General features: G+C 67.7%; 9 protein-coding genes. 5 read left to right on the plus strand and 4 right to left on the minus strand.

Translation table 11 applies throughout. The features are described 5' to 3' along the window. Nucleotides 1-154: 154 nt before the first annotated feature. Both rsmA and IWX64_RS13985 read right to left on the minus strand, forming a co-directional pair. Nucleotides 155-1,045 (minus strand): 16S rRNA (adenine(1518)-N(6)/adenine(1519)-N(6))-dimethyltransferase RsmA, encoded by an 891-nt coding sequence (gene rsmA / locus IWX64_RS13980; RefSeq protein ID WP_196867742.1) that lies wholly within the window; start codon nt 1,043-1,045, stop codon nt 155-157. Between the two features lie 46 nt (nt 1,046-1,091). Next, a complete protein-coding gene (locus IWX64_RS13985; protein ID WP_196867743.1) occupies nt 1,092-2,021 on the minus strand; it encodes a TatD family hydrolase in 930 nt (309 codons plus the stop codon). Between the two features lie 178 nt (nt 2,022-2,199). Here IWX64_RS13985 and IWX64_RS13990 point away from each other — a divergent pair, with 178 nt between their 5' ends. The 3 genes from IWX64_RS13990 to IWX64_RS14000 are packed head-to-tail and all read left to right on the plus strand — an operon-like array spanning nt 2,200 to nt 7,149. Further along, a complete protein-coding gene (locus tag IWX64_RS13990; RefSeq protein WP_196867744.1) occupies nt 2,200-3,255 on the plus strand; it encodes an AAA family ATPase in 1,056 nt (351 codons plus the stop codon). Between the two features lie 7 nt (nt 3,256-3,262). After that, nucleotides 3,263-4,720 carry a DUF58 domain-containing protein gene (locus IWX64_RS13995; RefSeq protein WP_196867745.1) on the plus strand — a complete coding sequence of 486 codons (1,458 nt, stop codon included), beginning with the start codon at nt 3,263-3,265 and terminating at the stop codon, nt 4,718-4,720. Further along, on the plus strand, nt 4,717-7,149 hold the full coding sequence (locus IWX64_RS14000) for a DUF3488 and transglutaminase-like domain-containing protein (protein ID WP_196867746.1): 2,433 nt from the start codon (nt 4,717-4,719) through the stop codon (nt 7,147-7,149). The genes IWX64_RS13995 and IWX64_RS14000 overlap by 4 nt, the downstream gene beginning before the upstream one ends. Nucleotides 7,150-7,180: 31 nt before the next feature. Here the strand turns inward: IWX64_RS14000 and IWX64_RS14005 are convergent, their stop codons facing one another. Together IWX64_RS14005 and rsmI are read right to left on the minus strand one after the other, a co-directional pair. Then, nucleotides 7,181-8,662: an NAD-dependent succinate-semialdehyde dehydrogenase gene (locus IWX64_RS14005; RefSeq protein ID WP_196867747.1), complete on the minus strand. Its 1,482-nt coding sequence runs from the start codon at nt 8,660-8,662 to the stop codon at nt 7,181-7,183. Nucleotides 8,663-8,832: 170 nt separating this feature from the next. After that, nucleotides 8,833-9,714 (minus strand): 16S rRNA (cytidine(1402)-2'-O)-methyltransferase, encoded by an 882-nt coding sequence (rsmI, locus tag IWX64_RS14010; RefSeq protein WP_334683322.1) that lies wholly within the window; start codon nt 9,712-9,714, stop codon nt 8,833-8,835. A 281-nt stretch (nt 9,715-9,995) separates the two neighbouring features. On the opposite strand from rsmI, the gene IWX64_RS14015 reads away from it, so the two are divergent. Further along, a complete protein-coding gene (locus tag IWX64_RS14015; protein ID WP_334683323.1) occupies nt 9,996-11,477 on the plus strand; it encodes a dolichyl-phosphate-mannose--protein mannosyltransferase in 1,482 nt (493 codons plus the stop codon). Nucleotides 11,478-11,521: 44 nt separating this feature from the next. Beyond that, a complete protein-coding gene (locus IWX64_RS14020) occupies nt 11,522-13,345 on the plus strand; it encodes an AMP-dependent synthetase/ligase (protein ID WP_196867749.1) in 1,824 nt (607 codons plus the stop codon). Nucleotides 13,346-13,377 lie beyond the last annotated feature (32 nt).

Genomic DNA, 13,377 nt, shown 5'->3' on the forward strand with positions numbered 1-13,377 from the left:
GCGGCGTGTTGTGTGGGGCCCCCCCCCCCCCCCCCCCCCACACCCCCCGCCCCCCCCCCCCCCCCCCCGGGGGGGGGGGGGGGGGGGGGGGGGGGGGCCCCCCCCCCCCCCCGCCACACTTTCGCTCACGCACTGGAGTAAGTCTGGGCCTGGGCTAAGCCAGCCCCTGCAGGAGCTGCGCGGGCTTCGCCTCGGCGATCCGGGCGAAAGCGGCAATGTCGAGCATTTCGCCGCGCAGGCTGGGGTCGACGCCGGCCGCCGCGAGAGCTTCCCCCGCGAGCACCGAGCTTCCGGCCCAGCCAGCGAGCGCCGCGCGCAAAGTTTTGCGCCGCTGGGCGAAGGCCGCGTCGATCACCGCGAAGACCTCACGCCGGCTGGCGGAAGTCGTCGGCGGATCATGTCTGACAAACCCCACCAGGCCGGATGCAATCTTCGGTGCCGGCCAGAACACGTTCATGCCGATCACCCCGGACTTGCGCATCGTCGAGTACCACGCAGCCTTGACCGAGGGCACCCCATAGGTTTTGGATCCCGGTCCGGCGGCCAGACGGTCGGCAACCTCGTCCTGGACCATGACCAGGCCGTGGCGCAGCGACGGAAAATTCTCCAGCAGGTTCAGGACCACGGGCACCGCCACGTTGTAGGGCAGATTGGCCACCAGGGCTGTTGGCGGATGTGGGAGCTCCGTGACACGCATGGCGTCGGCGAGCACCACGTCCAGGTTTGCCGCGGTATCCGGTCGCCAGCGCGCCACCGTCTCGGGCAGCCGCGCCGCAAGCACCGGGTCAATCTCCACCGCCACCACCCGACGGGCGGCATCTAAGAGGCCCAGAGTCAGCGATCCGAGACCCGGACCCACCTCCAGCACCGTCTCCTCGGGGCCCAGGTGGGCGGCAGCCACGATCCGCCGGATGGTGTTCCCATCGATGACAAAGTTCTGGCCAAGCGTCTTGGTGGGCTTCAGATCCAGGGCGGCGGCCAGGCGGCGGACGTCACCGGCGCCGAGCAGGGGCTGGATCGGCTGGGGTTTGGAGGGCGCAGTCACCTAAACCATGGTAGTCGTGCGGCGCACCCCTGATCACTGCGCATCGTCACTGATCGGCCCACTGGCCGTAGACCCGACGGGTGTTGTCGGCGATCGACTGGCAGAGCCGTGCCAGATCGGTGTCCAGGACGTCGGCCATCGACCGGACCGTGTAGGGCACCAGGTACGGCGCATTGGGTCGCCCGCGGAACGGGTGCGGGGTCAGGAAGGGGGCGTCTGTCTCGGTGAGCACCAGCGACGGGTCGGCAATGCGCAGCGCGTCCCGCAGATTGTCGGCGTTCTTGAACGTCACAGTCCCGGCAAAGGACATATACCAGCCGTGTTCGTTACAGATCCGGGCCAGCTCCGCACCGCCGGAGAAGCAATGGAAGACCACCCGGTCGGGTGGACCTTCCGAGCGCAGGGTGGCGACGACGTCGTCGTGGGCGTCCCGGTCATGGATCTGGAGCGCCAGGTCCAGCCGTTTGGCGATGTCGAGATGACGGCGGAAGGAGTACTGCTGGCTGTCGAGTCCCGCGGCGGCGGTCCGGTAGTAGTCGAGGCCAGTTTCGCCAATCGCCCGGACCCGCGGATGGGCGGCGAGCTGCTCGATCTCCGCGAGCGCAGCCTCGAGTCCGCCCTGCTCGGCCAGCAGCGGGGCGTCGTTCGGGTGGATCGCGACCGCTCCCAGCAGGCGGGGCTCCTGCGTAATGGCCTCAACGGTGAAACGGGAGGATTCCAGGTCACATCCCACCTGCACCGCACCGCAGACGCCGACCGCTTCCGCCGCGTCGAGGGCCGCGGCGACACTGACCAGGGGTAGCCCGCTGCGGAAGTCGAGATGCGTGTGGTTGTCCATCACGGGAACGGGAAGCGGTTCGGGTGCTGGCGGGTACTGCTGCTTCTGGCTCCGCCCGCCAGCGTCGGGTGCGCCGCCGTCGGGAGTCGTGCGGGACGGCGCCGGTTGGTACGCCGCCGGAATGGCTGTATGAGGCATGACTCAACCCTAACCACCCGCGAACTGAGTGCGGAACTTATCCCCACGGCCGCAAGTTGTCCTAGTAATCTGTACTCAAGCAGTTGCTGCGTGCCCACTGCCAAACCGGCGGTGGGCATCCGACCAGGGCTGACCGACTCAGCTGCACACCGGGGTGCAGTGCTCGCGGAAGGTTCGTATGGACGCCCACCATCAGTACGCCTCACCGAATGCCTCACCCAACGTCACCACCGATCGTGACGATCCCGCGGGTGGCACACGCCCCATGTCCGGTGAACACTTCGACGAGTTGGCGGGCCGGATCCTGGGGTCGATCAACACGGTGATCGACGGCAAGCCGGATGCCGCGCGCCTGGCCCTGACGGTGCTGCTGGCGCAGGGGCACCTGCTGCTGGAAGATGTGCCGGGAGTAGGAAAGACCCTGTTGGCCAAGACGCTCGCCCGGACCATCAACTGCACGGTCAACCGGATCCAGTTCACCCCGGACCTGTTGCCCTCGGATGTGTCGGGCGTGTCGATCTACAACCAGGACACCCACCGGTTCGAGTTTCGGCCGGGCCCGGTGTTTGCCAACATTGTCATCGGCGATGAGATCAACCGTGCCTCCGCCAAGACGCAGTCGGCCCTGCTGGAATGCATGGAGGAACACCAGGTCACTGTCGACGGCGGCACCTATCGCCTCGACGAGCCGTTCATGGTGGTGGCAACCCAGAATCCCATCGAGATGGAGGGCACCTACCCTTTGCCCGAAGCGCAGCGGGACCGGTTCATGGCCCGCATCTCCATGGGTTACCCGGACCGGAATGCCGAACTGCAGATGCTGCAGACCCACCAGTCCGTGTCGCCTCTTGAAGCGGTCCGGCCGACCGCGAATGTGGCTGATATTGCAGCGATGATGGAGCGGGTGCGACGCGTCTACGTCTCCCCCGCGGTGCGGGAGTACACGGTGGCCATCGGCCACGGTACCCGCGGGCACCACCAGTTGCGTCTGGGTGCCAGCCCCCGCGCCCTGTTGCAGCTGCTCCGGGCCGCGAAAGCGGGGGCGGCGCTGCACGGCAGGGATTTCGTGCTGCCCGACGACGTCGCGGCGGTGGCCGAGCCGGTCCTGTCGCACCGCCTGATCCTGGACCGCAAGGCGCTGAGCACCGGGGAGACGCCCCAATCAGTGGTGGCGGGAATCCTCTCGAAGGTACCGGTGGAACGCGCTGCCTCGAACTCCTACCTTCGAACCTAGGCCCGCCATGCACCTGCTGGCCAGACTGCCCTCCCGGGTCCTCACCTCGCGTGGTTGGGGGCTGGTCATCACAGGTGTCCTGGCGCTGTTGACCGCCCAGATCCTGGGCCGCCGGGACCTGCTCTACGTGGGGGTGCTCCTGGTCTGCCTCCCCCTCCTGTCTGTGCTGATGCTGCGCCTGATCAAACCCCGTTTTACGGTGGAGCGAACATTTGCCCCGCAAACAATGGAAACCGGGTTCACCTCCACCGTCACCCTGTCGGTCGCCTCCAGTGGTCCGCTCAGCGGGACGGTGGTGATGCAGGAAAGGATTCCCGCCCGGTTCGGGGATGCACCGCAGTTCCAGTTCCCCTCCCGCCATCCCGGGGCCCAGGGTGCCAGCCACTACGAGTACCGGCTGCGCTCCTCCGCCCGCGGCGTGTACGACGTCGGCCCGGTGACCGCCGCTTTCACCGACCCGTTTGGTCTGGGAATGTCCCGGCACACGCTGGGAGGGACGGAACGGCTTGTCGTCACCCCCGCCGCCCTGGACCTGCCGCCTTCACCACTGACAGGTGCCCGCGGGGCCGACGGGTTCGCCGCGACCCGGCGCAACGCCAACCCCAGCGACGACGACGTCATGACCCGCGAGTACCGGGCCGGCGATCCGATGCGCCGGGTCCACTGGGCTGCCACCGCCCGCCACAACGAACTGATGGTGCGCCAGGAAGAGTCGGTCACCACCCCGGAGGCCACCCTGATCCTCGATCATCGGCAGGCCAGGTACAGTTCCGGCTTCCATACTGCCTTCGGGGTCGAGAACGACGACGGCACAGCCCTGCTTTCCACCCCCGGGTTCGACTGGGCGGTGGTCGCCGCCATGTCCATCACCGCGCACCTGCTCGAGCGGAACTATGCCCTGCGGTTCGTCGACGAGACCGGTGCGCCAGCACTGCGTTCGTCGGTCTCCGCCCCCTGGCCGGACGACGAGGAGCACCAGGGCCAAACCGGCATCCACAACGTCGCCGAGGGGCTGGCCGCCCTGGAACTCTCCCCCGATCCGACGAAACGGGGGACCACCCGGCGCCCGTCCCGGCGCCCCGCGAGCCCGTCACGGTCCACCCAGGCCGGCCCGAACCGGTTCACGCCGTTCGGTGACCCGATGATGGACAAACTGGCCACCTACAAACACCGCGGCCCGTTGCTCGCCATCCTCGGCGCCATCACGGCGGCGGAAGCGCACGACCTCGCGGCGGCAGCAGAGTTCGGTTCGGCGTCGTTTGCGATCCTCGTCGCGGACCGCCCCCAGGACCTGCACCCGGTGATGGAGATTCTGCGCGCCGCGGGGTGGCATGCGGTAGCCGTCTCTCCTTTCGCCGACCTGACGGCGGCCTGGACCTACTTCGATTCGCCCGGCGCGGCCAGCGCTTCGACCGCCAAGACCACGGTGCCGTCCGCGGGCGGCTGGACGGGAGGTCGATCATGACCTCAACCCTCCCCCGCCCTGCCATGCCGACGCCGCAACGGGTGGAGCCCCGCTCCGGTGGGCGGCTCCGCAGGGATCAGCGTCACTGGCTGTCGACGGCGGCCGTGTTCGCCGCGGTCATGCTGACCTCGCTGAACCTGAACTCGGTGCTGTTCGGGTGGACCTGGCTGAACCCGCTGGCCTTCACCGTGGGCGCCGTGCTGATCGTCATGGGCGCGGCGCGCAGCGCCCGGCTGCCCGGTGCGTTGGTCCCCGCGGCAGGCATCGTGGCACTGGTGGGTGCACTGGTGTGGCAGTATTTCCCCGCTCAAAGCGTCTTCGGCATCTTCCCCGGCGAGGGCGCCGCCGGCCGGCTCACCGTCCTGCTGAACCACGCGGAGAACACTGTGGTGTCCCAGGTGGCCCCGGTCCTTCCGGGAACCGGGATCTTTATGGTGGTCTGCGCCGCGGTGGGTCTGATCGCCATCCTCACCGACACGCTGGCGACCACCCTGCGGATGCCCGCCACCAGCGGCCTGGCGTTGCTTGCGATCCTGGTGGTGCCGGCCGTGGTGCGGCCGCAAAGCGTCGGGGTGCCCGGTTTTGTGGCGGCTGTCGTCGGCTTCCTGATCCTGCTGGGTTGCAGCCAGTGGCGGGATAGCCAGACACCTGGGGCGTCGCGGGACGCGTCGGGCGGGCGGCTTGCCCGTGGACTGTCGATCGGCGCGGCAGCCCTCGCGGTGACCATCCTGGTGCCCCTGGCCATCCCCGGATTCAATGTGGGGTTGTTCCCCCAGGGTGCTCGGGTCAATCTCTGGGGCACAGCGACCGGACTGAATCCGGTAGTGACGCTGGGAAATGACCTACGGAACCCCACCGGTTTCGGCCGGATCACCTACGCCACCAATTCCCCCGAGGCCCTGTACCTGCGGGCGGTGACCCTTGAGGACTTCGATGGGGAGCGCTGGGAACCTGATCAGCGGTACGGCGTGAGGCTGCCCGGGGTCGAGGAGATGGGCACCGAGGAGGTGCGGGCGGCCATCGACGAGGGCGCCGTCACGACCACCCGGATCACCACGGACACGTTCACCAGCCCGTGGCTGCTGGCGCCCTACGCTCCGGTGGGCTTCTCCGATCTGGCGGGCCGCTGGTCCTGGGACCCGTTGAACCACAGCGTCATCGCGACCGACAACGGGTCGACGGCACAGCAGCAGTACGTCGTCCGGAGTGCCGGCCCAGCGCTCACCCGATCCCGGTTGCAGGCCGTCGGCCCGGCGCCCGAAGGCGCAGTCGACGCCCAGTTCCTTCGCCTGCCGGACACCACCCCCGGGATCATCGAGCAGACCGCCGTGCAACTGACGGAAGATATCGTCAATCCCTACGAGCAGGCCCTGGCAATCCAGAGCTACCTTCGGGGACCGTCGTTCACCTACTCCGTCGACGCCCCGGTGGAGGGCGGGTATGACGGCAACAGTCTCGACGTCGTCGCGCGCTTCCTGGAGTCGAAGTCCGGCTACTGCGTCCACTACGCGGGTGCGATGGCCGTGATGGCCCGGGTGGTGGGGATCCCCAGCAGGGTTGCTGTCGGGTACGCGCCGGGCACCCCGACCGGCGAATCGGTCTCCGGTCCCGACGGCGTGGAACTCACCGAGTTCACGGTCACCTCATTGGACGCCCATGCGTGGCCCGAACTGTACTTTGACGATCTCGGCTGGGTGAAGTTCGAACCGACCCCGTCCCGGGGCGTGGTCCCGGAGTACGCGCAGACGGCGTTCGCGCCCGGGGCCCCTGCACCCAACCCCGATAACCTGGATCCCGGCGGGAACCCGCTCACGGATCCTGGCACCATTGGCACTCCCGACCAGGTTGCCGACGACCTGCCGCCAGAGTCGGAGACAGCTGAACGTGCCCGCGAGACCTCGACGCTCGTCCTGGGCGTCCTGCTGGGAAGTGTGCTGCTGCTCTTCGTCCCGCTGCTACTGCGGGTGTTGCGCCGCCAGCGCCGTCGACGCCGCTTCAGTGGAGCCGCCGGGGGCAGGGCTGCCGCAGCACTTGCCTGGGCAGAGGTCGTGGATCTCGCCACCGACTACGGTCACCCCGCCCTGCCCGTCGACACCCCGCGGACCTTCACGGCCCGGCTGGCCGCCACCACGGGGATCGACGGGGCGGCGGGGTCTGCTCTCGTCCGGCTCCGGACCGCCTACGAAGCCGCCCAGTACGCGGACCCCACACCGCTGATCGCGGTCTCCGGAACCTCACCAACGCCGGCCCCCAGCCGTGGGGGCGCCCCGGCAGGCATCCGGACGGAAACCACACCGGAGCTGGCCACACCCGACGGCTGGGACGACGTGCAGTCGATTGCCGGGGCGCTCCGCGACCGCAGCAGCCGGGCAACCAGGATCAGGGCGCTGTTGCTGCCCCGGTCACTGTCCGGTGACGCCCGGGGCTAGCTGTGTGTGGCCAGCTGGCGCCCCGGGAACGTCAGGAAGCCGTCGGATCGGCGATGCCCACGTACTGGGTGTAGAGGTACTCCTCGATGCCCTCGGAACCGCCCTCGCGCCCGAGCCCGGACTGCTTGACGCCGCCGAACGGTGCGGCTGCGTTGGAGACCACCCCGGCATTGAGCCCGAGCATCCCCACATCCAGCCGTTCACCGATGCGCAGCCCGCGGTTGAGGTCCCGGGTGAAAACGTAGGCAACGAGCCCGTATTCGGTGTCGTTGGCGAGGCGAACGGCGTCGTCCTCGGTTTCGAAGGTGATGATCGGGGCGACCGGCCCGAAGATCTCTTCCTGCAGGATCCGGGATCCCGGCGCCACGTCGGTGAGCACCGTCGCCTGGTAGAAGTAGCCCGGCCCCTCGACGGCTGCGCCGCCGACGACGACCGTCGCGCCGTCGTCGACTGCCGATGTCACCAGTTCATGGACCTTGGTCCGGCTCTTCTCGTCGATCAGGGGGCCGAGGGTCGAGTTTTCCTCGGTGCCACGGGCGGTCTGGAGGGTCTTCATTTTCGCCGCGAACTTCTCGGCGAACTCCCCGGCCACCGATGAGTGAATGATGAACCTGTTCGCAGCCGTGCAGGCTTCGCCCATGTTGCGGAGCTTCGCGAGCATCGCCCCGGCTACGGCGGCGTCGACGTCGGCGTCTTCGAAGACCACGAACGGGGCGTTGCCACCGAGTTCCATCGAGGTGCGCAGCACGTTCTTCGCTGCGGCGGCCAACAGGTTCCGGCCCACCGGCGTCGAGCCGGTGAAGGACAGCTTACGGAGCCGTGGATCCTCGATCAGTGGCCCGGTGACGCCCTGGGCGTCGGAGGTGTGGACGACGTTGAGCACGCCCTTGGGCAGGCCCGCCTCTTCCAGGACCGCGGCGAACAGCGACGACGTCAGCGGGGTGAGGTTGGCGGGCTTGAGCACCATGGTGCAGCCGGCGGCGATGGCTGGGGCGATCTTGCGGGTGGCCATCGCGAGGGGGAAGTTCCACGGGGTGATCAGCAGGCAGGGGCCCACCGGCTTCTTGTTGACGAGGATACGGGTCTTGCCGTCGGGCGAGGTGGAGTACCTGCCGGTGGTCCGGACTGCTTCCTCGGAGAACCAGCGCAGGAACTCGGCGCCGTAGGTCACTTCGCCGCGCGCTTCGGCCAGCGGCTTCCCCATCTCCATGGTCATCAGGAGGGCGAAGTCGTCGGCCCGGGCGGTGACCAGGTCAAAGGCCCGGCGCAGGATTTCGCCGCGCTCACGGGGTGCGGTGCGGGCCCAGCTGTCCTGCGCGGCGGCGGCGGCGTCGAGCGCTGCCATGCCGTCCTCGGGGCTGGCGTCCGCAATGGTGAGCAGGGTTTCGCCGGTGGCGGGGTCCTCAATGTCGAAGGTCTTCCCGGTGGAGGCGTCCCGCCAGTGACCACCAATCAGCAGTCCGGTGGGAACCTGCGCCAAAAGTTCCTGCTCACGCTGGGTGGTAACTGCCATAGTCGGTGCCTCCAAGAGGTTCTTCGTTGCGGGAAAATCATGACGCGGCCGATCTGCCGCCTCGGCACCACGCTAGTCCCGCGCTTGCAGGACTGTCCATGCCAGCCTGCACGGCCGGATCTACTTCCCGCTGTCCGGGTGCACAACGCCCGCCCGGCGCCATCGCCCGGTCAGCGGGCCGCGATCACCGCTGCGTAGAGTTCCCGCTTGCTGATCCGCGACTCCTCAGCGACCGCGGCCACCGCATCCTTGAGCCGGATGCCCTGGTCCGTCAGTGTTGCAACCGCGGCTACCCGGTCCTCCGGTTTCGCTGGCGCGGCAGGTGGTGCACCGCCGACGACGACGGCAATCTCACCCCTCACCTCGGTACTCTCTGCCCATGCCAGGAGTTCCGCCAGAGGACCCCGCAGCACCTGTTCATAGCGTTTGGTAAGCTCCCGGGCCACTGCCGCCGGACGGTCGGGGCCGAACATCTGGTGCAGTGACCTCAGCATCACTTCCAGGCGGTGCGGAGCCTCAAAGAAGACCATGGTGCGTCGCTCGTCAGCCAACTCCGCCAGGCGTGAGTTTCGCTCACCGGTCTTGCGTGGCAGGAACCCTTCGAAGCAGAAACGGTCAGTGGGCAGCCCTGACAGTGCGAGCGCCGTCAGCACCGCCGACGGGCCGGGCGCCATGGTCACCGTGACCCCGCCGGCGATCGCCGCCTCCACCAGCCGGTAGCCCGGATCGGAAACCGACGGCATGCCGGCGTCGGTCACCATGAGGATGGTCTTGCCGTCCTGCACCTGCTCGAGCAGTTCAGCCGTCCGGCTGGCCTCGTTGTGCTCGTGATAGCTGATGATGCGCCCTGGCACCCTGATCTCAAGCGCCCTCAGCAGCCGCTGCAACCGGCGGGTGTCCTCGGCCGCGACAATGTCAGAGGTTTGCAGCAGCGACACCAGGCGGGCCGATGCATCGGCCGCGTTGCCGATCGGCGTCGCGGCCAACACCAGCCGTCCACCCGGGTGGACGGTCCCGACGTCGGCCGCTGGCTCGAAGTCCGGGTGGGACACGTCATCGCCATCGGTGTAGTCGTCGTCAGAATCCGCTTCGTTCCCAGTGCTGTTCACCATCCCAGCGTAGACCCGCATCACCGAGGGCGGGATCACCCACTGGCAGTAGCATAAGCAGGGTGAGCCATACCGCCGTTACCCCACCACCGGTGGCAGCGGTGTCGGCTCATGACTGGGTACATACCCCCCGAACTGCCTATGACGCGCTGGTGCTGCGACGCCGCCTGCTGGGTGAACGCCTGCCGCTGGGACTCCTCGGCTGGTTGTTGCCGCTAGCGGTCATGGTCATCGGCGGGGTGCTGCGGTTTGTCCGGTTGGGGGACCCGGCAACCCTGGTGTTCGATGAAACGTACTACGTCAAGGACGCCTACTCCTACCTCCTGTCCGGCTACGAGCGGGAATGGCCGGAGGAGCCCGACGCCGATTTCAACAGCGGCAATACCGGGATCATCCTGGGCAGCCCCGACTACGTGGTGCACCCGCCGGTCGGGAAGTGGATGATCGCCCTGGGGATGGCACTGTTTGGTTCCGACAACCCGTTCGGCTGGCGTTTCTCGGCGGCCCTGGTGGGGACCCTGTCCATCCTGTTCATTGCCCTCATAGCCCAGCGGCTCTTTGGGTCTCCCATCCTCGGTGCGGTAGCTGGGCTGCTGACCGCGGTCGATGGCCATCACCTGGTGCACTCCCGCACGTCCCTGCTGGATGTGTTCCTGATGTTCTGGCTGGTGGTCGCCTTCGGTGCGCTGCTGCTGGACCGGAATCGCGCGCGGCGGACCCTTGCGGAGAAGGTGTCGGAGCGGGCTGCAGCGTCCCCGACGGGGCGGCCGTCGGCGGCGGACCTGCTCTATGGGCCGTGGCTGGGTTTCCGGCCGTGGCGGATCGTCGCAGGCATCAGCCTGGGACTCGCGGTCGGCACCAAGTGGTCGGCGATCCCCTATCTAGCGGTCTTTGGCCTGATGACGGTGCTGTGGGACATGAACGCCCGCAGGATCGTGGGAGTGCACCGCTGGATCACGGGTGCCATCCTGCGGGACGGGCTGCAGGCGTTTGCTTCGATGGTGCCCCTCGCAGCGCTGACGTACCTGGCGTCTTGGACCGGCTGGTTCCTGTCCTCCGATGCGTACAACCGCCAGTGGGCAGCAGACCATCCGGCGTCCGCATGGGAGTGGCTGCCAGCGTCGATCAGATCGCTGGCCGACTATCATCGGGCCGCCTATACCTTCCACGAGGGCCTCGGCTCCGAGCACCCCTACGAATCGACTCCCTGGTCCTGGCTCGTGATGGGACGCCCGGTGTCCTTCTATTACAAGGGCGATCTGGGGGCCGATCAGGGGTGCGCCGTCGACGCCTGCTCCCGGGCCATCAGCTCGGTCGGGAACCCGCTGATCTGGTGGTCGGCGGCAATCGCCCTGATCGTGCTGGTTTTCTACTGGGTGGGACGGCGGGACTGGCGCGCCGGCGCCATCCTGGCGGGCGTCGCGGCCGGCTATCTGCCCTGGTTCCTGTACCCGGAACGCACCACCTTCTTCTTCTACGCCATCGCGTTCCAGCCGTTCCTGATCCTTGGCCTGGTGTACTGCCTGGGCCTGGTGTTGGGTAGGCCCTTCGAACCGCCCAGCCGGCGGCGTCTGGGCCTGATCCTCGTCGGCGGGTTCGTGGCGGCGGCGGTATTGCTTTCTGCCTATTTCCTGCCAATCTGGACGGCAGAACTGATCCCCTACAGCCAGTGGCGGCTCCGCATGTGGATGCCCAGCTGGATCTGATTTTGCATCCCGACGACGCACCTAGTGAAAGGCAAACCTGCCCCATGCGTGAATCAACCACCGAACTCCTGGTGAACCTCCCCGCGGACACCAATGTCACGGACCTGCTCCTGGAGCAGCACCGCAGGGCTCCCGACGGCGCCCTGTACTCGGTGAAGAAGGGTGGCCAGTGGCAGGACATCAGCGCGTCCGAATTCCTCGACCAGGTGCAGGCTCTCGCCAAGGGGCTCATCTCACGGGGGGTGCGCCCCGGTGACACGGTCGCCGTGATGTCGAAAACCCGATATGAGTGGACTCTGGCCGACGTCGCTATCTGGTTCGCCGGGGCTGTCACCGTTCCGATCTATGAGACCTCCTCGGCGTCGCAGGTGGCCTGGATCCTTCAGGACTCTGCCGCCGGCATCATCTTTGTCGAGGACGACGCCAAAGCGGCGGTGGTCCGGAGCGCGCTCGGTGGCACGGATTCGGACAATCGGCTGTACCTGATGAACAACGACGACGGCGGGGACACCTTTGCAGCGCTTGTCTCGGAGGGATCGGCCATTGGGGATGACGAGCTCGAAGCTGCCCGTGCCAGCCGCAACCTCGACGACGTCGCGTCGCTCGTGTACACCTCCGGGACCACCGGCGCCCCGAAGGGCTGCGAAATCACGCACGGGAACTTCGCCCTGTTTGCAGTGAACACTCTTGAGTTCCTGCCTGAGCTGCTCCGCGAGAAGGACGCGCGGACGCTGATGTTCCTGCCACTCGCGCATGTGCTTGCCCGCGCTGTCCAGGTGGTGTGCCTGGCCGGTGGTGTGAAGCTCGGACACACGGCCAACGCCGCCGACTTGCTGGAGGACCTTTCGGCCTACCGGCCGACGTTCCTGTTGGTCGTGCCGCGCATCTTCGAGAAGATCTACGCAACCGCCGAGCAGAAAGCCAAAGATGCCGGCAAGGGCCGCCTGTTCGAGATCAGTGCCGCCACAGCCGTGTCTTACTCCCGGGCCCTGGACACTGCTGCCCGTGGCGGCCGTGGCCCCTCGGTAGTACTCAAGGCACAGCATGCACTATTCAACCGGCTGCTCTACCCCAAACTCAGGGGGGTCTTTGGTGGCGAAGTGACCTACACGGTGTCCGGCGCGAGCCCGTTGAGCGAACACCTGGCGCACTTCTTCCGCGGCGCGGGTATCCAGGTGCAGGAGGGGTACGGTCTGACCGAAAGCACGGCGCCGTGCACGGCCAACACTGTTGCACTGACCCGGGTGGGCAGCGTTGGCATTCCGATGCCTGGCACCACCGTGCGGATGGACACCGACGGCGAGATCCAGATCAAGGGCGTGGGGGTGTTCAAGGGTTATCACAACAATCAGCAAGCCAATGCTGACGCCTTCACCGAGGACGGCTTCTTCCGGACCGGCGACGTTGGCCAGCTGGACGAGGACGGGTTCCTGACCATCACCGGCCGCAAGAAGGACCTACTGGTCACCGCTGGTGGGAAGAACGTGGCGCCCGGGCCGCTGGAGGAGACCCTCCGGGAACACCGGCTGATTGCCCACGCGGTCGTGGTGGGTGACGGTCGGCCCTTTATCGGGGCGTTCCTGACGCTCGACCCGGAAGCCGTGGCGACCTGGGGAACGGAAGCAGGTCTGGGTGGGCTGACCGTCACCGAGGCAGCATCACATGCCGGGGTTCGCGCGGAGTTGCAGTCCGCCGTGGACGAGGCCAACTCCCACGTCTCTGCCGCCGAGCAGATCCGCAAGTTCACTGTGCGCGACCAGGACTTTGGACCGGACTCCGGCTACCTCACCCCCACCCTGAAACTCAAGCGCGCAGCCGTTGTCGCCGACCTGAAAAGCGAACTGGAGAACCTCTACAGCACCCCCTGAGCCGTTGCAGCAATCTGCCTCTGGAACAGCAG

The organism is Arthrobacter sp. CAN_A212, assembly GCF_015752345.1.
GTDB lineage: Bacteria > Actinomycetota > Actinomycetes > Actinomycetales > Micrococcaceae > Arthrobacter_D.